The following is a 22,909-nucleotide window of genomic DNA, read 5'->3' on the forward strand; positions in this document are numbered from 1 at the left end:
AAAAATTCTGGTTATTTCCTTTAGTTTTCTTCTTACTGCTGATCGCATTATTAATCGTATTTGGCGGGTCCAGTGCGGTAACTCCGTTTGTTTATTCTATATTCTGATGAGCAGATATAATTTTGACAACGTATGATGAAGAAAAAAAAGTCAAAGTCTGTCGCAGTAAACTCTACCAATACGGACAAACCCAAGGTTTTTGTCCGCTCGACAGGTAAATCAGCTTCCTCAACCCCGGCATCCACCGCTATATTTCAGAAACTGCCGGTCTTTCTTAAAACAATTGGTCCATTATGCATAGCGTTTTTTTTATGTACCGCCATCTTTCACAATACACATGATCTTGCCTTCAATGTCAGAAACTCCGGAGCTAAGTTGAATTTGAGAGCGCTGATGCTGCTCCTTTCAATTGTTTTAGTCTTGATCTCGTTTATCGCCATTTTTAGAATTTCCATTTCAAACAGATTGAAAAATGTTTTTCTGCTGCTGTATTCCACCCTTACCTTTTTCCTGGTTTTTGAAATAATATTTATGTATTTACCGGTGAGTCAGGGTTCCGGAGAGGCTTATTGTATGAGAATCTGGTTCAGCAAATACTGGAACCTTAATGAACATGGATACAGAGATGCATCTTATGATGCCAAGAGCGATACACTGAAGGATATTGTGGTGATGCTGGGCGACAGCTATGTTGCCGGTCACGGCACGAAATATCCAGATGAACGGATGTCCGATATTTTAGGTAAAAAAACAGGAGCTGGCTATCGTGTATTTAATTTAGGCGAGAATGGAGCGCATACACAAAAAGAATATGGAAACTTACTCCGGTTTCCGTATAAGTTTGACAAATTAATCCTCGTCCATGTTCCCAATGACCTGGAATACATAGAAACAAACCCAGATACCAATACCACATCGGACTCAAATGCTTCGCCGGATAAACCCGGAATATTCAGCAAGGCTGCAACGTTCCTGGTAAACGAATCATTCTTTATCAACTTCCTGTCTTTCACCGGCTTTGGAAATGCCGTAAAAGCCATACCCTTTCTCCTAAAAAACTGGAACAAACTGGACAATTTAGAGAACGCCAGGAAATACCCTTTTTCAGACTCCCTTCAATTGAAACAGCACATAAAGAATCTGGTTTGGCTGGATTCAACAGAATCATCCCAAAATGTTCAAATGCTCATCTTATCCTTTCCATTACCCGGGAACAATGACCCTGTGATGGATAGGCATTACAACAATTTTATTGAGCAACTTAAAATACACAACCTCAACTTTTTAGATGTTTTACCTATTTGTAAACAACTTCCTGTCCGGAAGCAGATAGTCAGCAAATTAGATAAACACCCCAGTGTACTTTTGCAAAAAATGGTCACAGATTCGCTCTATTCCCGTTTAAAAAAGGAACACTGGTTTAATTAGAATGTTGTTTATCCCTTTAATATCATTTTTAAATACTGCTTTTCCGACAAAATCTATATTTTTGTGATTATATGAGCACTACCTTATCCATTATTGTTCCGGCATACAATGAAGAAAGATCTATTCAGAACATACTGAATAAGATATTGGAAGTTCAACTTATACAAGACATACAGAAAGAGATTATTATTGTAAATGATTGTTCTAAGGACGAAACGGAACAAAAAGTCCTGGAATTTAAACAACAACATCCGGACGTATCCATAGTATATATGAAACATGATGTCAACAAAGGAAAAGGTGCAGCGCTCCGTACCGGGTTCCAAAGTGCTACCGGTGATTTTGTGATTGTTCAGGATGCTGACATGGAATATGACCCGAACGAATTTAATGTTCTGGTTAAACCAATTCTGGATGGATTTGCGGATGTAGTGTATGGCAGCCGTTTTATGGGTGGCAACCCCCATCGTATCCTGTTCTTCTGGCACACTATCGGCAATAAGATGCTGACGTTCGCTTCCAACATGTTTACCAATTTAAATCTCACGGATATGGAAACATGTTACAAGATGTTTCGCCGAGAAATCATTCAAGGCATCCGCCTAAAAGAAAATCGTTTTGGATTTGAACCTGAAGTGACGGCAAAAGTTTCCAAGATCCCTAAAATCAGAATTTATGAAGTGGGTATCTCCTATTATGGCAGAACCTATGAGGAAGGTAAGAAAATAGGGATGAAGGATGCCTTCAGGGCATTGTATTGTATAATACGGTACAACTTATTCCCCTAATACTTCCATCTCACAATAACGCATCCAGTTGCCGTTCGTGATGCAGGTAATGTTCCCTGGTAAAATTCAGTGTCTGTTGAATATTAAACAAACCTCCTATCGGATGCCTGAAGATGAATTTATCCTCCAGTGTTTCCGGTAAATCATGCAATATCTGTCTGAACTGAATTGTATTCCTGTCAAAATAATCCTTTAACTCTTCCAATGTGATGCTTTCCGGAACCTTACTGACCACTTCAGGTGCCTTTAACTTTAACGGTAATTTCAGGCTAAGTACCAGCAGGGTGTTCCTGACTACACTCACCAGATCACTTTTTAAGTTGACTTTATTCTCCTTCAGGTTCCGGTTAATCACCAATATGGTTCCGCTTTCTGCAAATGCCACATGATACAGCACCTGTCCTGCGCTCCAGCCTCCGTTAGCGGACTTCCTGTTTAACTGTTCCGGTGACAAGCGGGCAACCTTTTTCAGGAATTTATTTTTCAACGCTTCAATGTCATTGTAATGTGAAACTAATTGTTCGCTCATGTTCAATATTTTAGACAAGATAAGAATTTATGATTAAATACCTTTTTCTTTCTGTCTAATCCTGTTAACTTTAATGCATGTTTCTCGATTTCTTTTTACTGCTGAAAGAAGAAGGATTGCCGGTGAGTATCGGTGAATATTTAAATCTTTTGGAAGCCTTAAACAAAAGAGTAACCGCTTTTAATGTAGAGGAATTCTATTTTTTATCCAAAACCATATTAATCAAACACGAACAGTTTCTGGACCGATACGACTTACTGTTTGGCAAATACTTTCATAATATTGAACTGGAAGAGTTGGAGAAAAAAGAAATACCTGCCGACTGGCTGCAAAAAGAGATGAACCGCCTTTTTACGGATGAAGAAAAAGCCCTGATTGAAAAAATGGGAGGATTGGATAAGCTGATGGAACGCTTAAAAGAACTGATGGAAGAGCAAAAAGAGAAACATCAGGGTGGCAGCAAATGGATAGGAACGGGCGGCACTTCGCCGTTCGGCAACAACGGCTTCAACCCGGAAGGAGTGCGTATAGGCGGCGGTGGCGGCGGACGCACTGCCGTAAAGATTTGGGAGAAGAGAGAATTTCAGAATTATTCCTCCGACGTGGAATTGAACACGCGGAATATCAAACTGGCCTTAAAGCGCCTGAGGATACTGACACGCGAAGGTATCGAAGACGAACTGGATTTACACACCACTATAGAAAAAACCTGCAAGAATGCCGGCTACCTCGATATCGAAATGCAGCCGTCTAAGAAAAATCGCGTAAAAGTGTTATTGTTTTTTGATGTGGGCGGCTCCATGGATCCCTATGTGGAATTGTGCGAACAATTATTTTCCGCAGCAAAGTCAGAATTAAAGCACCTGGAATTTTTCTATTTCCACAACTGCGTATATGAAAGTATCTGGAAAGACAACAACATGCGCTACAACGATCGAATTCCCACATTCGACATATTGCACAAATTCAACCAGGATTACCGCGTCATCTTTGTGGGAGATGCGACCATGTCGCCTTATGAATTGACGGCACTGGGCGGCAGTGTGGAGCATTACAATGATGAAACAGGTGTTGCGTGGCTGCAGCGGTTCGTCGATAAATTCCCGAATATCGTCTGGCTCAACCCCAGCAATGAATATTACTGGGATGGACTGCCGACCGTACAAATCATCAAAGAACTATTTAAAGACCGGATGTACGCGATGACACTGGATGGATTGGCCAAAGCCATGAAAACATTAAAAGGAAAAAAAGTGGCGCATTAAGAATACAATCATCATATCTTTTAATCAAACACCTTGAATACTATAAGGAAAGGCAAATGACAGGCAGAATGTTCAAGAAGAGTCTATGGTTCTATGTGTTTAAAAATCTCATTCATTAATACTCAATACAATCATCATGCAGGAATTTAAAGGAACCGAAAATTATATTGCCACCGAGGAATTGCAGACCGCTGTCAACGCCGCCATTGCGCTGGAGAAGCCGTTGCTGATAAAAGGAGAACCCGGAACGGGTAAGACCCTTTTGGCATTTGAAGTGGCAAAGGCACTGAACAAACCCATGTTTACCTGGCACATCAAGTCCACCACACAGGCGCAGCAGGGTTTGTATGAATACGACGCCGTGGCACGCCTGCGCGATTCACAGTTTGGAGATACGAAAGTAAACGACATTTCCAGCTACATCATCAAAGGAAAAATGTGGCAGGCATTTGAAAGCGAAGAACAGGCTGTTTTATTGATAGATGAGATTGACAAAGCGGATATTGAATTTCCGAATGACTTACTGCTAGAGCTCGATAAGATGGAATTTTACTGCTATGAATTGCAGAAAACCATACAGGCAAAAACCAGGCCGATTGTCATCATCACATCCAACAATGAAAAGGAACTGCCCGATGCCTTTCTGCGCAGGTGTTTTTTCCATTACATCCGTTTCCCGGAACGGCAAACCATGATTGACATCATCCATGTTCATTTCCCTCATCTGGAAGACGACTTGATGGAAGAAGCCTTAAAGGTATTTTACGGATTGCGGGATATTCACGGCATCAAGAAAAAACCATCCACCTCTGAGCTGATTGACTGGATTCGATTGTTGAAATTAGGGAAAAACACGAAGGAAGATTTGGAGAAGATTGACTACCTCACCACTTCACCGCCATATTTTGGTTCCTTGTTAAAGAATGAACACGACTATGAGCATATCATCAAAGCCAAGCGAAGTACACAAAATACATTCAGGCGGTTTTAATTAAATCCGCTCATCATGCAATACAGCGCGTTTCACCAAAGGGTTGCTGCGCATGTCTGTGTAATTATTCCGCATATTGTAAATATCAATGGCAGCATAAATCGCTTTGCGGAAAGAGGTTTCGTCCGCTACCCCTTTTCCGGCAATATCCTCTGCCGTGCCGTGATCCGGCGATGTACGGACTATATCCAGACCGGCTGTGAAATTCGTGCCATCTTCCCCTGCAATATATTTAAACGGAATCAATCCCTGGTCGTGGTACATCGCCAGTATGGCGTCAAATTTCTTATAATTGCCGGAAGCAAAGAACCCGTCCGCCGGATAAGGACCAAAAACGGTCATACCGCTGTCTTTGGCTTCTTTCACAGCTGGTAGAATAACATTGACTTCCTCATTGCCTATCACACCGCCGTCTCCCGCATGAGGGTTCAATCCCAATACCGCGATTCTGGGCTGGTCGATTCCAAAATCCAGTTTCAAGGATGTATTCATGATCTGCAGCTTACGGAGAATCTTCTCCTTGGAGATTTTCGATGCAACATCTTTTAGGGCACTGTGATTCGTGACCAATCCGACACGCAAATCTTCAGCAACCATAAACATCAGATTATCTTTGGCACCAAAATAATTCATCAGGTATTCCGTATGACCTGCATACGGGAACTGTTCCGAATGCATCACTTTTTTGTTTATTGGTGAAGTAACCAGCACATCCACCTGCCTATTCTTGAGTGCCTCGCAGGCTGCCTGCAGCGATTTCAATGCATAATTACCGGTTATTTCCGTCGGAGTTCCGGGATTAATCGCGAATTCCTCCTCCCAAACCGGGATTATATTGAGCGCATTATGACTTAAATTATTATAGCCTTTTACCGAAGAATATTGAAACCTATCAAAATTAAGCATCTTTTTGTAGTACGACAGAACCCTTGGGTTTCCGAACAGAATAGGTGTAAAGTGCTTATAAATAAGGTCATCCTGAAAGGTTTTCATGATGATTTCGGGTCCGATACCCGCCACATCACCGAGCGTTATCCCTACTTTTCTTTTTTGGTTTTGCATGCTCATCTGTACATTGATTTTGTACAAATTTAAACAATAATCTCACACCATACGCTGTTGCCCACTTTCCGCGATAATTATATTGGGAAGGAACGAATGCCGGTCCGGCAATATCAAAGTGCATCCACGGATAATCGGTGAAATGCTGTAGAAATTTTCCGGCTGTGATGGCTCCGGCATCCATTGGACCCAGATTCTTCAAATCGGCTATATCACTTTTCATATATTCCCCGTATTCGTCCCAGATAGGGAATTCTACGATTCTTTCTCCGGTATGGTTTGCCGCATTCCGGATTTTCTTTTTATCGTCTTTATCAGCTGTTCCCATCACGACGGCAGCTTCCTTCCCGATTGCCCGTAATGCCGCACCTGTTAGAGTAGCAAAGTCCAGAACCAGTTCCGGTTTCAATCGTTTGGCGTAATGGAGTGCATCCGCTAATATCAATCTTCCTTCCGCATCGGTATCGAGCACCTCCACCGTCGTACCGTCATACATCGTAATCACATCACCGGGACAGGTAGCCTCGTATCCCGGACGGTTTTCCACCGCCGGAATCAACCCAATGATATGATAGGGCAGTTTTGATTTGGCTATCGCATACATGGCACCTACCACCGCGGCAGAACCCGCCATATCTGATTTCATCATATCCATACTGTTGCGTGTAGGCTTCAGGGATAAACCACCGGTGTCATACACAACGCCTTTGCCCACCAATACCAAGGGTTTTTTGTTCTTGTGTTTCGCCGGCTTGTATTCCAGGATATTAAATGTAGCCGGAGCGGAACTTCCTCTGTTTACCGCTATGATTCCGCCCATCTGTTCCTGCTCTATCTTCTTATGATCCCAGACGGTCACACTGAAGCCGGCTGCTTTTCCGAGTTTCTGGATATCTTTGGAATACTGTACCGCCGTAAGATACGAAACAGGTTCATTGACCAAATCTTTGGTTAACCGAACACTCTCAGCTATAAGATTAATTTCCTCCACCATTGACTCATTCATCAATAACGGGTCAATATGGACAGTTAATTTATAAGGTTTGGATTTGGTACGGTATTTATTAAACTCATAATCGGATAAATTGATACCCGTTAAAATGGAAGCGAGTACCTTCTTGTTGATATCTCCGAGCACCTCCAGGCTGATATCGGATTCATTGCTGTCCTTGCATACTTTGTAAATAGTGTGTCCCTGAATACGCATCTTTTCATGCAGTTCGGGTGTTTCTTCTGCGGAATCAACGGGACATAAGATATATACGAATGTTTGTTTGGAAAATGAAATCACTTTCGTATTTCCGTCAAATTTATGCTGGATGGCTTTTTTTTCTTCTGTATCAAAGAAGGGAAGTGTCGTGATATTCTTTTTGTTAAATATCACCAGGATGGCTCTTTTAGAGGCTTTGTTAGAAATCTGCAACATTATCTATATCTTTATTAGGTGAAAGTAAGTCGATTCATCCAAAAAACTAAGAACAAATGTCAGGTTTTGTGACAGCCTTAAAGTCTTACGGACAGCATTTTTTAAATGATAAAATAGTGTTGGAGGAGATTGTAAAGGTAATAAAAAAATACGAAAGTGGGGAACAAATCATTGAAATTGGACCAGGGACCGGTGCCCTCACCCGATATCTGGTAAAAGAATTCAGTCAGCTTACCTGCATTGAGGTAGACCACCGATGTGTCGAGTATTTAGAGGCCAATTACAACAAGGACCAACCAACATTCCGCATAATTGAAGCAGACTTCCTGCATCTGGACCTGAGGGATTTACTGCATCAGCAGACGGGAATTGTCGGGAATTTCCCTTACAACATTTCTTCACAGATTGTTTTTAAGGTATTGGAACATTATAAGTCCATTCCCTTCATGGTAGGTATGTTTCAAAAAGAGATGGCAGAACGGATTGCTTCTCCGCATGGCTCCAAGGAATATGGCGTCATCAGTGTACTGGCACAATTGCTGTATGATATCAAGGTGGAATTTGACATTGCACCCAAAAGTTTCTCGCCGCCGCCAAAAGTGAACAGCAGTATTCTTTCCTTGAAACGAAAAGAGAATGTTTTACTGGATTTTGACGTTACACTGTTCAGAAAGATTGTCAAGGCCGGATTTAACCAACGCAGAAAAATGCTGCGCAACGGGTTAAGCGGCCTGGTTCCGAAAGAGATGCTGCAGCAGGAAATTTTCCAGAAACGTGCCGAACAATTAAGTTTGCAGGATTTCATAGATTTGACAAAATTGGTAGAAAAGCACCATGAGTAAGAAGGTTCTGATAACGGTAGCCATTCATGAATATATTCAGCAACGGTTTGAAGCATTGGGCTATTCCGTTGATAATAAACCGGAAATAGACCGGGATCGTTTATTGGAAATTATTCCAGATTATGCTGTTTTAATCATTACGACCTACACGCAGGTGGATAAAGAACTGATTGACAAAGCCGCAAACTTAAAGATAGTGGGCAGAGTGGGCAGCGGTATGGAAAATGTGGATACAGATTATTGCCAGCAAAAAGAAATCGCCTGTTTCAGCTCTCCTGAAGGGAATGCGAATGCCGTAGGGGAACATAGCCTGGCCATGCTGCTGAATGTATTAAACAACATCAACAAAGCTAACAATGAACTGAAGAACAGGATTTTTCTGCGCGAAGAAAATCGCGGCGAGGAACTGGATGGCAAGACTATTGGCATCATTGGCTACGGACATACCGGTCAGGCCTTTGCAAAAAAGTTACGCGGGTTTGAAGTCGATATTTTAGTATACGATACATACAAACAGGCTGAAGACAGCTATGTAAAGAACACTTCTTTAAAAGAAATACAGGAAAAATGTGATGTGATCAGTTTTCACGTACCCTATACCCATGAAACACATCATTACTGTGACAACAGGTTTATCGCCGGATGTGCGAAGGCACCTGTCATTATTAACACTTCACGTGGCGGAATCATAGAATTGGTCAGCATGATCAATGCACTACACAACAAACAGCTGCGTGGATTATGTATTGATGTATTTGAAGACGAACCCATTACCAGGGAGAAGGTTCACTGTGTACTGGAATACGATATGCTGTTTAGTTTTCCCAACGTTGTTGCGACACCGCATATCGCCGGATGGACGGTGGAATCAAAGTATAAGCTGGCAAAGGTCCTGATGGATAAGATAGAGATTTGGCTTAATAGTCAATAGTCCATAGACTATCGACCATCGTCTTTAGGTTTCCTCCTTTCCATCCACCATACCATTCCCACACTTGCGAGCAGAATGTAAAAAGGCATACTCGGTAAACGGTATCGGGCATACGAAATAATTCCGCTGATCAGTGCAAAATACCCGGCAGAACCCAGCAGAAACAGCATCAGCAATACCTGCTTTTGTTTTATCATGCTCCATATCCCATGCATGGAGAAGAAATAGACGAACACTAAAAACATCGCGACAAACAATCCCACTATAATCTCATATGCGGTTTTGGTGGCAAAGAATTTCTGAGCCAGCACCAACACACCATTCGTATATTTTTCCTCTTCTGTCCATTTTTTTGCGGGGATATGCAATACTTCCGTCAAACTTTGAGTACCGAGACTGAGATGAATCTTTACAGTTCCCGTCAGGTGTGTCTTCAGATAATCTGCAAAATGTGCTTTGATAATTTTACCGGCCAATTCACCATCGAGTTTCTCTTTGTCAAACGGGTTGGATTCGGGCGTCCATCCCATTTTTTTCAATTCCACCAGGAATCCATCATTTATCTGTTCGATGGTTTTATGCTGTCGTTTCGCTTCGTAATAACTCGCATTCCAAAACAACAGATTATAACCTTTAATGTTGGAAACGGCGAAATGACCGAACGTATGATAATTTCTGTAGCACCAGGGAGCAATTACCATACAGTAGGCGGCCAGCAGCAAAACTGCCACACGAAGCCCATTCTTCCAACTTTTATAATTCCAGATGAGCAGAAATAAAAGAATTCCGGCAATGTAGTATTGGGAAATCGGGCGTATCAGGGTACTGATACCATATATGCCGCCGGATACGATAAAGTATCTGACCTGATTGGTTTTTAGCCCCCGTATCAGATAAAATAAGCCAGCGAGGAATATGGTGGTATAAAGTGTTTCTGTCAGCAGATAGTTGATGAATATGATATGATGCAGATCCAGCGAAAATAAAACCGCCGCTATAAAGCCAGCCTTGTCTGAGAAAAGCTCTTTCCCAATTTTATACATCAGAACGACAGAAACCAGGTTTAAAAATATTTGTGTAAAAAGAACAGCATAAGGATGATTACCGAAAACCGAATAAACCAGCGCCATAAAAACCGGATATCCGGGAGTCCTGAAGGCATCCCCGCAGAAGGAAAACTGATTTTTGATACACAAGGCTAGGTTGTGATATCCGAATGAATCGAAAATTAAAATCTGATCGTGCATAACGGATGGATTCCAGGGCTGGAATCTTAGTAAGACCAGAATCCTTATGACCAGAGAGATAATCAGTAGGATGAAAATATTCCTGTTAAACATCAACTTATTATTGCACGGTTCATTCATTCCCACAAAAATAGCTTTTTATGGCAAGAGTCTAAAATCTGTTAAAAATTGCTGTTTTTCCGAAAATTGTTTAACTTTGTCATGTAAGGCACGTCCCAGTTCGGGACGTGTCTATTTTTTTCACTCTAATAAAGAAAGTATGTCAGAGATAGTGTATGTCACCGAAGAAGGATTGGCAAAGATGAAAGAAGAATTTGCACATCTGGTAGCGATAGAAAGGCCGAATGCATCCAAAGCCATTGCGGAAGCAAGGGAAAAGGGCGATTTATCGGAAAACGCAGAATATGATGCTGCAAAAGAAGCACAGGGCCTGCTGGAACTGCGCATCCGCAAACTGGAAACAGAGATAGGCAATGCGCGTGTGCTGGACGCCTCTAAGATAGATACCTCCAAGGTTTCCGTTCTGTCTAAAGTAAAAGTGATGAACCTGAAGCTGAAAAAAGAATTCACCTATCAGTTGGTTTCCGAAAAAGAAGCGGATTTAAAACAGTTGAAGATATCTGTAAAATCACCTATAGGAGCTGCATTGCTGGGCAAAACCAGAGGAGAGAAAGTTACCATTCAGATTCCGGCAGGTGCCATGGAACTGGAAGTACTGGATATTTCTATATAATGAGTAATTAACAATGAAGAATGGAGAATGAAAGAGAATATTCTGAAAGAGAAGAGTTTTCAATTTTCATTGCTAATAATTTCAGCTTACAAACAGTTGTCTAAAGACCAAAAAGAGTTTATTTTATCAAAGCAGCTGTTAAGAAGTGGAACTTCAATTGGTGCATTGTATAGGGAGGCAGAACATGCCGAATCTAAAACTGATTTTATACATAAACTATCTATCGGACTTAAAGAAGCAAATGAAACGTTGTACTGGATAGAATTATTGTACCAATCAGAATACTTGTCAAAACCCATTTATGATGATTTAAGTTTAAAATGTACAGAAATTATTCGTTTAATGGTTTCAATTATTAAAACTTCCAAGTCAACTATTGTTAGAAGATAGTATAAGCCACTCTAATAATTTTTAACTATCAATTTTCAACTATCAATTAGCTCAAAATGACCATCTTCACCAAAATCATCAATGGCGAAATACCTTGCTACAAGATTGCAGAGGACGCACAACATTTCGCGTTTCTGGATATTCGCCCGTTAAATGCAGGACACACACTCGTAGTTCCGAAAAAAGAAACGGATTATATCTTTGATTTAGAAGATGAGGAACTGAAGGAGCTGATGGTGTTTGCAAAAAAAATAGCGGTGGCTATCCAAAAATCCATTCCCTGCGAGCGTATCGGGATGACGGTTATCGGATTGGAAGTGCCGCATACCCACATACATCTTGCGCCCATCAATTCGGTTCACGATCTGGATTTCAGGCATTCCAAAACCATTTCCGCCGAAGAGATGCAGTCGATCGCGGATCGTATAAAATCCAATTTATAATTTTCTTTGCAGTGTTTTTGCCCGCTGGTCCTCCCCGTCGTGGCTCCAGCCGGGTGCATCAAAGATATAATGAAGTTTTGCCGTTAGCGTCGGTGCACGACGTACATCCCGGACAATATTTTGTACTTCATGAAACGTAATGCGCAGCAAGTTGCAGGTATGTATGTTTTTCGTAATGCCATATACAGGAAACGCATTCTCATCCTCATCCCGGAAAGTGCCGAACATACGATCCCAGATAATCAGGATGCCTGCATAATTTTTATCCAGATACCGGATTTCGCTGGAATGATGAACACGATGGTGAGCCGGTGAATTAAACAGATACTCAAACCATTGCGGCAGCCGTTTTACAGTCTCTGTATGCGGCAGAAACTGATAAATCAAGTTAATCTGATGCATGGTCAAAATCATCAGCGGATGAAATCCCATCAAAGCCAGCGGAATATAAAATGCATCCTTAAACAATAATTCCAGCCAGCTCTGACGCAATGCGGTAGAGAAATGCATGTATTGAGAGGAATGATGATTAACATGTGCCGCCCATAATATCCGTATCTCATGGGCAAAGCGATGATACCAGTAAAAGGTAAAATCCTGGCAGAAGAACAGCAGCACCCATGCATACCAGCGATCCTTATGCCACTGCAGGGTAGCGAATTCCTCTATACTTCCGGGCCCCACGCTGTCCGTCAGCCTGAACTGAAAAAACCAAAGCAGGTATCCGATTGCTATCGCCTTTATCCCTAAATCAATGATGGTGGAGCCGATTCCTAATTCCAAACTGGCAGCAGCATCTCTGTAAAAATCTTTGGTCAGCTGTTTTTTCTTCCTTAAATAAAAGAAAAACTCCACGACAATCAGCAAAATGAAACCGGGAATCGCATAGGCTACCGGATCATTAAAATCAAACGGGTTGTAAAAAGAAAATTTTTCCATCAGTTGTCAGTTTTCCGATTTATTCAAAGCATTTCCGGATTTCTTGCCTATATTATTATACCCGCCACTGTCTTTTACCAAGGGCTTTCCGGAAGCATTTCCGGAACGCTCCCAGGCTACAAAATTACCATTTCCGCTCACGGTGATTTCTTTAACGGAAGCGACTTCCAGGTCGTTGTCCTTGCCGGTCACCAGTAATTTATTTGCATTCCCCGTCAGAACAAGCTTATTGTTATTCCCTGCAATCAATACATCTTTTCCATCTGCATCCAGCGTATCTTCCTTATCACTGCCGGCATAATTTATCGCATCTGCCGCAATGGAAATGCTTACCGGTTTTGATTTGGGCTTCGTCGGATTGTTTTGCGCCATGCAAACCGTTACAGAGACAAAGAAGATAAAGATATACTTCATACTATTGATTTTAAGATAATTTTTTTAGTTTCAAGACATACTTCGTATGTTGGTTGACTTTCTCCTTCGACCAGCACATCGGATAACTGCGCCCTTCCAACCAATCCCTCAATTGATTTTTATAGAACGGACTGGCCATATTTTCAGAGTTTCCTAAAGGCATCACTACCGTCGAAGCGTCAAAGTCAGAAAAGTCCACAATCTGCCGATACGAGGGCGCCGCCAGTTCACCGCCAAAACCTTCGGACGCCATGATAAACGTCTGGAAAGGGGTATCCGTATCGCCGCCAATCGGAAATGGCCCTAAGTTGAACACCTTATCCAACGGAGGCTGGGCTGCCATCGCATGCGGAAAGACAATAGCATGCAGGTGACCCCATTTCCATTTTTCAGATTTGGTGCCATAATTGAGCTTCAGCCAGTCTATCGCATTTTTAAACCCGTCTTTGAGTAACTTTTCCATACCGCCTGCCTTTTGCAGCCAGAAAGAATCCGGGTTATCTAATATTCTCAGCAAGATTGGCGTGTTGTGGCCAAGGTAAGAGTTAACCGGCCCGAAGATGGTGTGAAAGCCTCTGCCCAATAATTCATCAATGAGTTTTTTATCGTCAATGGCTGATTCAAATAATTTCTTCACCACCATCAGTTTCCCCACTTTATACAAGCTTCCTTCAACCCGTTCCGCGTCCAGCACACCATCCCACGCCACCAGCATATCGGCATACCGCTGCAATTCGGCATTTTCCATCTGCAGATTTTTAAAGTGCTGCGCGAACAATTGACCGGGCGTACAGTAGAAATCCATCTGCATCTCGGTAAAATCTTTAGGTTCCAGTTTGTCTTTGCGCTGAATCATTCTCTCGAGGCGGTTCGCGCGATATCCGTTCATGTAAATGTCTCCCAGAAAATAAGGAAAATCATCCGGCTCTATCTTGTGGTTGGCCGTTACCACATGCCCCTTTTCAGGGTTCAGCACGTGCGGCATCTCTTCAAAAGGTACAAACCCCTTCCAGTCGTGTTCCCCTGTCCAGCCGGGCTGCGGAACGGAGGCGGTCGCTTTATCGCGCAACGGCACTTTGCCCGAATTATAATAACCGATATTTCCTTCCACATCCGCATACACGATGTTCAATCCGGGTGCTGTGATATGCTTCACCCCTTCCACAAATTCATTCCAGCTGCCCGCTCTGTTCAGCAGGAACCACCCTTTGGTGGCGGTACCCGGCTGATAAGCCAGTGAACATAACGTGAGCTTCATATTCGAATGCCCGGTCACATCTGAAATTAAGGTACCATGCACCGTTTCATACACTTTTTCAATATGCGGCATTTTTTCATCCTTGATGAAAATTTTCTCTTCAATGACATTCGTTTCTTTCAGCTTTCCTTCATGGATATAGCTGGTACAGGTTTCATCCGTAAATTTCTCTACAAACACATCTTCTATATCCGTATAAGACAGGGTAATCCCCCATCCGATTTTTTCATTGTGCCCTATCTGCACCATCGGCAAGGCAGGGGAAGTGACACCACTTGCATGCAATCCCGGGCAATGCAGATGATTCATATACCAGATATTCGGATTCTTTAAGGTAAGATGCGGGTCGTTGCATAAGAACGGCTTTCCCGTCTTTGTATTGCTGCCACTCACCGTCCAGGCATTGCTGCCGTTTACCTGCGGCATATAGGGTCCTGTCATCGCTTCAAATTTGCCGGAAATATCCAGCATATTGAATTCAATGCCTTTAGGCAAAGTCACCGGGTTGTCTTTGGGGTAGGTATTATCCAGTTCGGCCGCCGCTTCCGGTCCTACCGCTTCAATTAATTTCGCCCGTATGATTTCATCGTACCATCCCCAGGTCAGTAAGGAAATCAAGAGTCTGCTGAAAGATGCCACATCCATCGGGTCCCAGGGTTCCGGCTGGTGTTTGATGAGTGAAAATTCGACCGGCAGCTTAAAATCCGCGCTTTTCAGATACGCATTGATGCCGTTGCAATAATCCATGATGATCTGCTGTTCTTCCTCCCCAAACAATTCCCAATCCTGCTTCGCTACACGCTCGTATCCCATGGTTCGGGCGATCCGATCTGTATCCAGGGCTGCCTTGCCCAACAACTCACTCAATCTCCCTCTCGCCACCTTTCTGTTTAACTCCATCTGGAACAATCGGTCCTGAGCATGTACAAAACCCTGTGCAAACAACAAATCATTCATATTCTGGGCATAGATATGGGCAACACCCCATTCATCCCGGATGATTTCCACTTCCTCTTTCAATCCCTTCACGTATGTCTGGCCGTCTATCTTGGGCAGACGCGCCCTGCTCATTTCTTTGATAATGGGTTTCAATAAGACTCCCCCTATATTATTCAATACTGACATACTTGTAATTTGCAGATTAAAGATAGTCAATTAAAGAATATTCCCGTATGCACAAAAAAATACGGGCATAAAAGGTGATATTATAAAATCTTATGTATATTTGAAACGCTCTTTTTAGCAAAAACCCTTACCATAAAACTAAAATATCCGTTACGTATGAAAACAAATGTAAAATTATTGGCGCAGATATGCGAAGTCGCAGGTGCGCCGGGCTATGAACAACGTGTCCGTGAGTTGGTTCTCAAAAACATAAAAGGTGTTGCAGATAAGATAGAACAGGATAACATAGGCAATATCTACGCCATCAAAAAAGGAAAAGACAGCAGCAAACGCGTCATGATTGCCGCCCATATGGATGAGATAGGTTTTATCGTTAAACATATTGACGAGAACGGTTTCTTACGCTTCCATACCTTAGGCGGCTTTGACCCCAAAACCTTAACCGCACAGCGCGTGATTGTACATGGAAAGAAAGACCTCGTGGGTGTGATGGGCAGCAAACCTATCCACATCATGACCGCTGAAGAGAAAACCAAACATGTGCAAACCAGTGATTTCTTTATTGACCTGGGCTTACCCTACAAGGAAGTCATCAAATATGTTTCCGTGGGCAATGTGATTACCCGCGACCGCCAGCTGATAGAGATGGGTGAATGCGTGAACTGCAAATCCATTGACAACAGGGTATCCGTATATATCCTGATTGAGACCCTGAAACTGCTGAAGGATTGTCCGTATGATGTATATTGTGTATTCTCCGTTCAGGAAGAAGTGGGCATACGCGGCGCCAATGTAGCGGCACATAATATCAATCCATCGTTTGGATTCGGCCTGGATACCACCATCGCCTACGACCTGCCGGATTCCAAACCGGAAGAGCAGGTGACCAAATTAGGGCATGGTGTTGCCATTAAGATTATGGATGCATCCACCATCTGCGATTACCGCATGATACAATATCAGAAAGAAATAGCTGCCAAATTCAAGATTAAGTGGCAGCCGGAAGTGTTGCCGATGGGCGGTACCGATACGGCAGGCATCCAGCGCAATGGAAAGACCGGTGCCATCGCCGGCGCCATTTCCATCCCTACCCGCCACCTGCACCAGGTGATTGAAATGGCGCATAAGTCGGATATCGAAGGAGCTGTTTTACTGCTGAAACACAGCGTGGAAAACCTGCATAAGTTTGATTGGAGGTTGAAGTAATTTTTATCTTCTTAATTCACAATCAATATGTTGCTGAATTCAAGTAATAAATGCAATTTTGTTTAAAATAGGTTTATCGTTAGTAAAAATAGCATTTGCTATCTCATTTGGGGTATAAAAGCTGAGTTTTTTTCTAGGTCTGTTGTTGAGTTTATTTTCTATTTCATTTAATTTTTCTTGCGTCAGGTATTCAAAAGACGATTTTTTAGGAATATATCTGCGAATAAGACCGTTGGTATTTTCCACCGTTCCACATTCGTAACTGGAATATGGATGTGTAAAGATTGAACACCGAGCTGTTGGGCTATATCTTCATGTCTGGCAAATTCCTTACCATTGTCGAAGTGATGGTGTGCAAATAAGGTCGAAAATTGTATAGGGTTTTATGGTTTGACGACCACCTGACTTGCGTGTTTTCCATCTAATAAGACCATTTTGGTATACAAGTTTTCTGTCTACCATTGTCAATATAGCACCCTTATGATTCGCTCCGATAATGGTATCCACTTCAAAATCTCCAAACCGTTCTCTGTTATTAGCCTGCATTGGACGCTGTTCGATACTGACTTTGTTAGGTATCTGTCCTCTGTAATCTGACTTATTACCCGTTTCTTCTGCATCTTTGCTTTCTAGCCAGGTATTGATATAGTACTCCACCCTGTTTTTTGTCCTTCCAAACATATTGATAAATAGTTTCATGGCTGACTTTGGTACAACCTTCTAGCATTAGACGGCAGCTGATTTGCTCGGTGATAGCTCTTGTTGTAAAGATGGGCTACCAGCAATTGTACGAGTCCGTAAAGTATTTATGCTTTTGCTTGATCTGATGCCTGAACACAGCGTACTGATGTGCATTCTTAGCATCATATCTGCCGGAATACATCTTATTTCTGGCAATCTCCTGCTGACACATGACGTACTCTTACCAATGTATTCGGCAATCTGCTTCTGATTGAATTGTTTTGACAATAAGGTAGCTATTTGATACCTTTGCTCTGCGGTGAGTTGTTTAAATGTACGATTCATTTGCAATTAAGTTTAAGCACTTCAAATATAGTGGGTGAAAGCCCACTATGTTTGAACTTTTAATTGCATTTATTACTTGAACTTAGGGTTTATTTAAACCAAATTAGAATAACTAATAATTTACCTTTAATTTGGCTCTCACTTGAGCAGTTCCGATTACGTCTCCACTATCATTTAGTTTATCAAACAATCCGTTAATTTTAATAATTCCATTATTATATAGGATAGTCCCATTATTCTTAGATTCAAACCAAACATCTGGAAAACCGAGAAAATCAAAAACGACCATACAGTTTGAATAAGAAAGACCGGTCCAAACGCCGTCGGTCAAAAATTCACGAAGGGTTCTATTTGAACCTAGTTTGCCATCCGTTGATAAATACGCCAAACCGAAACCAATTTCAGTTTCATCGAATAGTTGAAGGCTACAAGTATCTCCATTTCTTTCAAAGTAATCTAAGAGATAATTACTGCTTAAAACAGATGAATCTCCGTCAATAACAATATATTGTATAGTATCTGGCATTGGCATTGAACAATCGCCTGAACCTCGATTTAGAGTAAATCTTCTTCCTCCGCCATTTAACTCTAAAGTGTTAAATGAAGTAAGGTTTACCTGATAATACGCATAACTTGATAAATCAGTACAGCCACCCATCATATTTAGCGCAGATAAATAATTATTAACATTTTTACCATTCTCTTTATAAGTCTGAATAAAGTATGGTGATAAAGAAATATTTTCTGCTAGACAAGCATCTAAAGAATAATCAATTTTATAGAGCCTGTCAGGTGCAAAGTCATAACCATTTTCAGTAAATAATCCAACCATAAAAGCATCTCCTACAATGCCGCGACTTGTCATATATGCAACTTCTGATCCCTTAGGATAAAAACAACAATTATAAGATTTGCCATTGGAAGTACCTCCCCAACTTCCAGTTAAATCAAATAGATTAGCCACGTACCATTGACGGGTACTTCCTGCAAAATGAGCAATAATAGTAGCTCCGCCATTCAACTGTGTAGATCGCAACATACCACTACCATTACTGGAAATTATCTCCTGATTACTAATATCTAAGAGTTCAGGAGAGGTTTGCCTAGCTCTGGCGAATGTTCCCGGTTGAGAATAATTTAATTCATAATATGTGATTATAACAGGTTCAGCTGTTTTATTTGAATAATTAAACACTATTGGAAATTTTGTTAAACCCCACCCAACAATATGCCATGATGTATCTAAATTATTATTCCCACTTGAGTCATATACTAGAACAGTAAGATTGCCATTCAGCAAGTTATTATTTAGTTTAGCACTTAATGTGAAAAGTCCTGTTTTACTTCCAGTAGTTATTGTTGAATTATTTATTGTGATACCAGAATTATTTTCATTGATTTGGAAAATAGGAGTTCCGCTTACTGGTTGCCCTTTAGCATTTAACAGCGTGTAATTTATAGTAGTATTCTTGTTATCTTCAATTATGGACACTATTGGATTAAACTTAATTGAGACCGGCTCATTAGCAGGTATAGCTACATCATCATCCACTACAGACACATTTAAGAAAGCAAAACCATGAGATCCATCTGTTACGGTAATTATTGCAGTACCTTTTGCATTAGGAATCACCGCCCCATTTGTACAACTAGCAACATCCAAGTTATCACTACTCCAGATAAAACTTGGTTGTGAACTAGACAAAGTTCCATTAGATAAATATAGTTTCGCAGAGACTGTAACACGATCATTCTTATGCAAAATTAAATAAGAAGTACTAATCTCAATAATTCCAGGATCTGTAGGTGTAAGTACCCCATTTTTCAGACAGTGCAATTTAGAGTATTTGGTTGATTTAATAAATTAATTTTCCATTCATTGGGTGTTTGATTTTGTAAAGATTCGTGTGGTCGTCTGTGATTGTATTCTTCTATCCATTCATCGGTGAGTGTTCTTACTTCAGCCAGATCAAAAAACAAGTACGCATCTAACACCGCTTCCCGATACAATCGGTTAAATCGTTCTATATAGGCATTCTGCATTGGTCTTCCGGGTTGTATATATTGAAGTTTGATTTCATTGTCTGTACACCATAGTTCAAAGTCTTTGGACGTAAATTCCGGTCCGTTGTCTGTTCTTATCATTTGTGGTTTTCCTCTGTGTCTGATAATTTGTTGCAATGTCCTTATGACTCTCTTTGCTGAAAGGGAGGTATCTACCTCTATAGCCAGTACTTCTCTGGAGCCGTCATCCATCACATTAAACGTTCTGAATTTTCTGTTGCCTACCATACTGTCGCTCATAAAGTCCATACTCCAGCTTTGATTGATATGGCTCTGTTGTGTCAGCGGTTGTTTTACCCTTGCCGGCAGCCGTCTTTTACCTCTTCGTTTTCTATTCAGCTTTAAGAGTTTATATACCCGATATACCCGCTTATGATTCCAGTCTTTACCTGCTCTGCGTATATAGGCAAACAACTTCCTGAACCCATACGAAGGATGTTTAAAGGCTAAATCCTGCAATAGGGTAATTACCTCCGAATCGTCTTTTCTGCTTTGATAGTAATAACCGGAACGTGGTAATGAGGTCATCTTACAGGCCCTGCTCACCGGAACTTCGTAATCCTTTACGATGGATTCCGTCAGTTCCCTCTGTTTACAGGGCCCCAGCCTTTTTTGATATAACATCCTTTAAAATGGCATGATCCATGCTCAATTCAGCAAACATCCGCTTCAGCCTTGAATTTTCCTCTTCTAACTCTTTGAGCCTTCGTACATCAGAGGCTTCCATACCTCCGTACTTGCTCTTCCAGTTGTAAAAGGTAGCCTCTGAGATGCCGTTCTCCCGGCATAGCTCCTTGGTGGCTCTGCCACCTTCCTGTTGTCGTAAAATGGAAACTATCTGCGTCTCCGTAAATCGTGTCTTTTTCATAATAAACAATTTAAATTTAAGAATTTTACTCTATTTTTAAATTGTCTGATTTTTAGGGACACTTACACATCTTTGTAACAATGAAATACCGTTCCTTGGTTTTCACCTTCTATATCTATTGAAATATTTTCTACACCTATCTGAAAAAGTCTAGAATGTTATTTAGTCCTTATTATCCCTAACTGTGATTCTTCTGTACAAAAAAAAACAGGCTCACAATACTGCTAAAGAGAATCAATGAAGTAATAAGAATAGTCTTTTTCATAGTTTAATCGATTTCACTGTAATATTAAATCATTATTCACATCTAAAACCTATCTAATTCGTAAACGGTAAAACATTTGTATAAACGGTTAAAACAGAAAATGACATTTTGAAAAACATGTGTGATTATTAACTTATATCAAATCTACTTTTTATGTATCATATAAGACATACATATTTATAGTGATTTTAGAACTGATTTTATATATCAATATCCCTATAACTATGTATAACACGTAAATAAGCAGAAAAATATTACACAAATATTTGTGTAGTGTGTTAATCGTACCTTGATTAGAACACAAACGGAATCACTGATTTCCTGTTTTTCGGATAATCTGCAAAATGGTGCAAATACCATTTGTGATGGTGCAGTGCTCTCGGAAGAAGATTGGAAGCCGTCCAGATGAAGAACGACAGGGATGATAAATTCCAGCACATCAAAAGGTATCCGAACCATTCCAGCATTTCTCCAAAATGGTTGGGGCAGGATATGTAGTTGAATAAAAAACCGTTGGGAATCTTATAGCCCGTCTCTCCCGGTTTTCTCAAATGAATCAGGATATCATCGGACTTGTAATTAATATAAAAGCCCGCCAAAAAGAGAACAAAACCCGCAATAAAATTCCAATGCAAATAGTAATCCGCAGGATAATCCGCCAATGCACTGAGGTAGTATCCGTTGATGCTTGCATTGACCGAATTAAACAACATCGCCGACAAGGCAATCAACAAGGGCATCTGTTTTCCGTCTGTGCGGGTGCGTAACGGAAAAATAAAGCTTCTATGAATATAGTGCGCCGCATAGAGTGCCGCAAAAAGCAAAGCATAGTTATCCTGTTTAAAAAAGCAGCCATACACTGCCAGAAAAACCACCGGCGCCCAGCCCTCCATCAATACCCAGCCCAGCTTATTGGGCAGCATGGGTCCCCAGGATGTTTTGGTATGCCTGCCATATGGGGCAGATACAAAAAGTTGGATTGGAAAAAGAATAAGAGCGATCAGTATCCAGCAATAGATGGCGGTGGTTAAGGATAAATATGTAAACATGAGCTAAAAGTATAAAAACCATTGCTAGTTTTTCTAATCAGAAACAATGATTTTAAATCAGGAGCCATAAAATAAAAAAAGCCGCAACATTGCTGCTGCGGCTAATATGGGTTGGCGACGACCTACTCTCCCAGGTTTGACCTAGTACCATTGGCGCTGTAGGGCTTAACTTCTCTGTTCGGGATGGGAAGAGGTGAACACCTACGCTATAATCGCCATTAGATTTTTGGCATTACTCCCGTAAAGGATGCCTTTGATTTTATGACTTTGTTGTCAGTAAATTATAACATATTGGGAAATCATTATACAAATTTTAAAAAGTTGATGGGTTATTAGTATCACTCGGCTTTGATGTTACCACCTTTACACCTATGACCTATCAACGTCGTAGTCTTCGACGACCCTATGAGAACTCATCTTGAAGTGGGTTTCGTGCTTAGATGCTTTCAGCGCTTATCCCTTCCCAACGTAGCTACCCAGCGGTACACCTGGCGGCATAACTGGTACACTAGAGGTCAGTCCATCCCGGTCCTCTCGTACTAGAGACAGATCTTCTCAATTCTCAAACGCCCATAACAGATAGGGACCGAACTGTCTTGCGACGTTCTGAACCCAGCTCG

The 22,909-nt window shown here is 41.3% G+C and carries 23 protein-coding genes and 2 rRNA genes (1 of these 25 cut by a window edge); 10 read left to right on the forward strand and 15 right to left on the reverse strand.

The features are described from left to right. The first annotated feature begins 132 nt into the window (after nt 1–132). A complete protein-coding gene (locus tag IPM95_06505; GenBank protein ID MBK9328960.1) occupies nt 133–1,428 on the forward strand; it encodes an SGNH/GDSL hydrolase family protein in 1,296 nt (431 codons plus the stop codon). 71 nt (nt 1,429–1,499) lie between these two features. Then, nucleotides 1,500–2,216: a glycosyltransferase family 2 protein gene (locus tag IPM95_06510; protein ID MBK9328961.1), complete on the forward strand. Its 717-nt coding sequence runs from the start codon at nt 1,500–1,502 to the stop codon at nt 2,214–2,216. Between the two features lie 10 nt (nt 2,217–2,226). Here IPM95_06510 and IPM95_06515 read toward each other — a convergent pair whose 3' ends face one another. After that, a complete protein-coding gene (locus tag IPM95_06515; GenBank protein MBK9328962.1) occupies nt 2,227–2,745 on the reverse strand; it encodes a DinB family protein in 519 nt (172 codons plus the stop codon). 77 nt (nt 2,746–2,822) lie between these two features. Between IPM95_06515 and IPM95_06520 the strand changes: the two genes are divergently transcribed. Beyond that, the gene (locus IPM95_06520) at nt 2,823–4,010 is read left to right on the forward strand and encodes a VWA domain-containing protein (GenBank protein MBK9328963.1); all 1,188 of its coding nucleotides are present in this window, start codon (nt 2,823–2,825) and stop codon (nt 4,008–4,010) included. Nucleotides 4,011–4,146: 136 nt separating this feature from the next. Then, nucleotides 4,147–5,001 carry a MoxR family ATPase gene (locus tag IPM95_06525; protein MBK9328964.1) on the forward strand — a complete coding sequence of 285 codons (855 nt, stop codon included), beginning with the start codon at nt 4,147–4,149 and terminating at the stop codon, nt 4,999–5,001. On the opposite strand, the gene pdxA is transcribed toward IPM95_06525, so the two are convergent. Both pdxA and IPM95_06535 read right to left on the reverse strand, forming a co-directional pair. Next, nucleotides 5,002–6,069 carry a 4-hydroxythreonine-4-phosphate dehydrogenase PdxA gene (gene pdxA, locus IPM95_06530; GenBank protein MBK9328965.1) on the reverse strand — a complete coding sequence of 356 codons (1,068 nt, stop codon included), beginning with the start codon at nt 6,067–6,069 and terminating at the stop codon, nt 5,002–5,004. Continuing rightward, nucleotides 6,023–7,489, reverse strand: a complete 1,467-nt coding sequence (locus IPM95_06535) for a leucyl aminopeptidase family protein (protein MBK9328966.1) — start codon at nt 7,487–7,489, stop codon at nt 6,023–6,025. The genes pdxA and IPM95_06535 overlap by 47 nt, the downstream gene beginning before the upstream one ends. A 56-nt stretch (nt 7,490–7,545) precedes the next feature. Here IPM95_06535 and rsmA point away from each other — a divergent pair, with 56 nt between their 5' ends. Beyond that, entirely contained in the window at nt 7,546–8,331 is a 786-nt protein-coding gene (gene rsmA, locus IPM95_06540; protein MBK9328967.1) for a ribosomal RNA small subunit methyltransferase A, read from the forward strand. Beyond that, a complete protein-coding gene (locus IPM95_06545) occupies nt 8,324–9,262 on the forward strand; it encodes a hydroxyacid dehydrogenase (GenBank protein ID MBK9328968.1) in 939 nt (312 codons plus the stop codon). Before rsmA ends, IPM95_06545 begins: the two co-directional genes overlap by 8 nt. A gap of 8 nt (nt 9,263–9,270) precedes the next feature. Here the strand turns inward: IPM95_06545 and IPM95_06550 are convergent, their stop codons facing one another. After that, a complete protein-coding gene (locus IPM95_06550) occupies nt 9,271–10,629 on the reverse strand; it encodes a glycosyltransferase family 39 protein (protein MBK9328969.1) in 1,359 nt (452 codons plus the stop codon). 139 nt (nt 10,630–10,768) lie between these two features. On the opposite strand from IPM95_06550, the gene greA reads away from it, so the two are divergent. The 3 genes from greA to IPM95_06565 are packed head-to-tail and all read left to right on the forward strand — an operon-like array spanning nt 10,769 to nt 12,075. Then, nucleotides 10,769–11,242 (forward strand): transcription elongation factor GreA, encoded by a 474-nt coding sequence (gene greA, locus IPM95_06555; GenBank protein MBK9328970.1) that lies wholly within the window; start codon nt 10,769–10,771, stop codon nt 11,240–11,242. A 27-nt stretch (nt 11,243–11,269) separates the two neighbouring features. Then, nucleotides 11,270–11,632, forward strand: coding sequence for a four helix bundle protein (locus IPM95_06560; protein MBK9328971.1), 363 nt, complete (start codon nt 11,270–11,272; stop codon nt 11,630–11,632). A 56-nt stretch (nt 11,633–11,688) separates the two neighbouring features. Then, complete coding sequence (locus IPM95_06565) at nt 11,689–12,075, forward strand: HIT family protein (protein ID MBK9328972.1); 387 nt, start codon at nt 11,689–11,691, stop codon at nt 12,073–12,075. On the opposite strand, the gene IPM95_06570 is transcribed toward IPM95_06565, so the two are convergent. The 3 genes from IPM95_06570 to IPM95_06580 are packed head-to-tail and all read right to left on the reverse strand — an operon-like array spanning nt 12,070 to nt 15,811. Further along, nucleotides 12,070–13,014 (reverse strand): sterol desaturase family protein, encoded by a 945-nt coding sequence (locus IPM95_06570; GenBank protein ID MBK9328973.1) that lies wholly within the window; start codon nt 13,012–13,014, stop codon nt 12,070–12,072. The two genes, IPM95_06565 and IPM95_06570, sit on opposite strands and share 6 nt — an antisense overlap. Nucleotides 13,015–13,020: 6 nt before the next feature. Next, entirely contained in the window at nt 13,021–13,428 is a 408-nt protein-coding gene (locus IPM95_06575) for a DUF3060 domain-containing protein (GenBank protein MBK9328974.1), read from the reverse strand. Between the two features lie 10 nt (nt 13,429–13,438). Further along, nucleotides 13,439–15,811, reverse strand: a complete 2,373-nt coding sequence (locus tag IPM95_06580; GenBank protein MBK9328975.1) for a penicillin acylase family protein — start codon at nt 15,809–15,811, stop codon at nt 13,439–13,441. Between the two features lie 156 nt (nt 15,812–15,967). Between IPM95_06580 and IPM95_06585 the strand changes: the two genes are divergently transcribed. Continuing rightward, the gene (locus IPM95_06585) at nt 15,968–17,017 is read left to right on the forward strand and encodes a M42 family metallopeptidase (protein MBK9328976.1); all 1,050 of its coding nucleotides are present in this window, start codon (nt 15,968–15,970) and stop codon (nt 17,015–17,017) included. 39 nt (nt 17,018–17,056) lie between these two features. On the opposite strand, the gene IPM95_06590 is transcribed toward IPM95_06585, so the two are convergent. The 8 genes from IPM95_06590 to IPM95_06625 form a co-directional block, all read right to left on the reverse strand. Further along, entirely contained in the window at nt 17,057–17,263 is a 207-nt protein-coding gene (locus IPM95_06590; GenBank protein MBK9328977.1) for a hypothetical protein, read from the reverse strand. Between the two features lie 84 nt (nt 17,264–17,347). Then, nucleotides 17,348–17,716, reverse strand: a complete 369-nt coding sequence (locus tag IPM95_06595) for a hypothetical protein (protein MBK9328978.1) — start codon at nt 17,714–17,716, stop codon at nt 17,348–17,350. A 27-nt stretch (nt 17,717–17,743) separates the two neighbouring features. Beyond that, nucleotides 17,744–18,043 (reverse strand): helix-turn-helix domain-containing protein, encoded by a 300-nt coding sequence (locus IPM95_06600; GenBank protein MBK9328979.1) that lies wholly within the window; start codon nt 18,041–18,043, stop codon nt 17,744–17,746. 112 nt (nt 18,044–18,155) lie between these two features. Then, complete coding sequence (locus IPM95_06605; protein ID MBK9328980.1) at nt 18,156–19,880, reverse strand: hypothetical protein; 1,725 nt, start codon at nt 19,878–19,880, stop codon at nt 18,156–18,158. Further along, nucleotides 19,868–20,975 (reverse strand): IS3 family transposase gene (locus IPM95_06610; protein MBK9328981.1). Its coding sequence is split into 2 segments (ribosomal slippage): nt 19,868–20,723 and nt 20,722–20,975, totalling 1,110 coding nucleotides; the frame shifts between segments, so codons are not numbered across the junction. Before IPM95_06610 ends, IPM95_06605 begins: the two co-directional genes overlap by 13 nt. A gap of 558 nt (nt 20,976–21,533) precedes the next feature. Then, complete coding sequence (locus tag IPM95_06615) at nt 21,534–22,289, reverse strand: DUF1295 domain-containing protein (protein MBK9328982.1); 756 nt, start codon at nt 22,287–22,289, stop codon at nt 21,534–21,536. Between the two features lie 109 nt (nt 22,290–22,398). After that, nucleotides 22,399–22,509 (reverse strand): 5S ribosomal RNA (gene rrf, locus IPM95_06620). Nucleotides 22,510–22,601: 92 nt separating this feature from the next. Further along, nucleotides 22,602–22,909: ribosomal RNA gene (locus IPM95_06625) — 23S ribosomal RNA — on the reverse strand (it continues 2,572 nt past the right edge of the window).

The organism is Sphingobacteriales bacterium, assembly GCA_016719635.1.
Classification (GTDB): domain Bacteria; phylum Bacteroidota; class Bacteroidia; order Chitinophagales; family JADIYW01; genus JADJSS01.

Coding starts and splice junctions, on each gene's coding strand:
- IPM95_06505 (MBK9328960.1), top strand. CDS start 133: ATGATGAAGAAAAAAAAGTCAAAGTCTGTCGCAGTAAACTCTACCAAT.
- IPM95_06510 (MBK9328961.1), top strand. CDS start 1,500: ATGAGCACTACCTTATCCATTATTGTTCCGGCATACAATGAAGAAAGA.
- IPM95_06515 (MBK9328962.1), bottom strand. CDS start 2,745: ATGAGCGAACAATTAGTTTCACATTACAATGACATTGAAGCGTTGAAA.
- IPM95_06520 (MBK9328963.1), top strand. CDS start 2,823: ATGTTTCTCGATTTCTTTTTACTGCTGAAAGAAGAAGGATTGCCGGTG.
- IPM95_06525 (MBK9328964.1), top strand. CDS start 4,147: ATGCAGGAATTTAAAGGAACCGAAAATTATATTGCCACCGAGGAATTG.
- pdxA (MBK9328965.1), bottom strand. CDS start 6,069: ATGAGCATGCAAAACCAAAAAAGAAAAGTAGGGATAACGCTCGGTGAT.
- IPM95_06535 (MBK9328966.1), bottom strand. CDS start 7,489: ATGTTGCAGATTTCTAACAAAGCCTCTAAAAGAGCCATCCTGGTGATA.
- rsmA (MBK9328967.1), top strand. CDS start 7,546: ATGTCAGGTTTTGTGACAGCCTTAAAGTCTTACGGACAGCATTTTTTA.
- IPM95_06545 (MBK9328968.1), top strand. CDS start 8,324: ATGAGTAAGAAGGTTCTGATAACGGTAGCCATTCATGAATATATTCAG.
- IPM95_06550 (MBK9328969.1), bottom strand. CDS start 10,629: ATGAATGAACCGTGCAATAATAAGTTGATGTTTAACAGGAATATTTTC.
- greA (MBK9328970.1), top strand. CDS start 10,769: ATGTCAGAGATAGTGTATGTCACCGAAGAAGGATTGGCAAAGATGAAA.
- IPM95_06560 (MBK9328971.1), top strand. CDS start 11,270: ATGAAAGAGAATATTCTGAAAGAGAAGAGTTTTCAATTTTCATTGCTA.
- IPM95_06565 (MBK9328972.1), top strand. CDS start 11,689: ATGACCATCTTCACCAAAATCATCAATGGCGAAATACCTTGCTACAAG.
- IPM95_06570 (MBK9328973.1), bottom strand. CDS start 13,014: ATGGAAAAATTTTCTTTTTACAACCCGTTTGATTTTAATGATCCGGTA.
- IPM95_06575 (MBK9328974.1), bottom strand. CDS start 13,428: ATGAAGTATATCTTTATCTTCTTTGTCTCTGTAACGGTTTGCATGGCG.
- IPM95_06580 (MBK9328975.1), bottom strand. CDS start 15,811: ATGTCAGTATTGAATAATATAGGGGGAGTCTTATTGAAACCCATTATC.
- IPM95_06585 (MBK9328976.1), top strand. CDS start 15,968: ATGAAAACAAATGTAAAATTATTGGCGCAGATATGCGAAGTCGCAGGT.
- IPM95_06595 (MBK9328978.1), bottom strand. CDS start 17,716: ATGAAACTATTTATCAATATGTTTGGAAGGACAAAAAACAGGGTGGAG.
- IPM95_06600 (MBK9328979.1), bottom strand. CDS start 18,043: ATGAATCGTACATTTAAACAACTCACCGCAGAGCAAAGGTATCAAATA.
- IPM95_06615 (MBK9328982.1), bottom strand. CDS start 22,289: ATGTTTACATATTTATCCTTAACCACCGCCATCTATTGCTGGATACTG.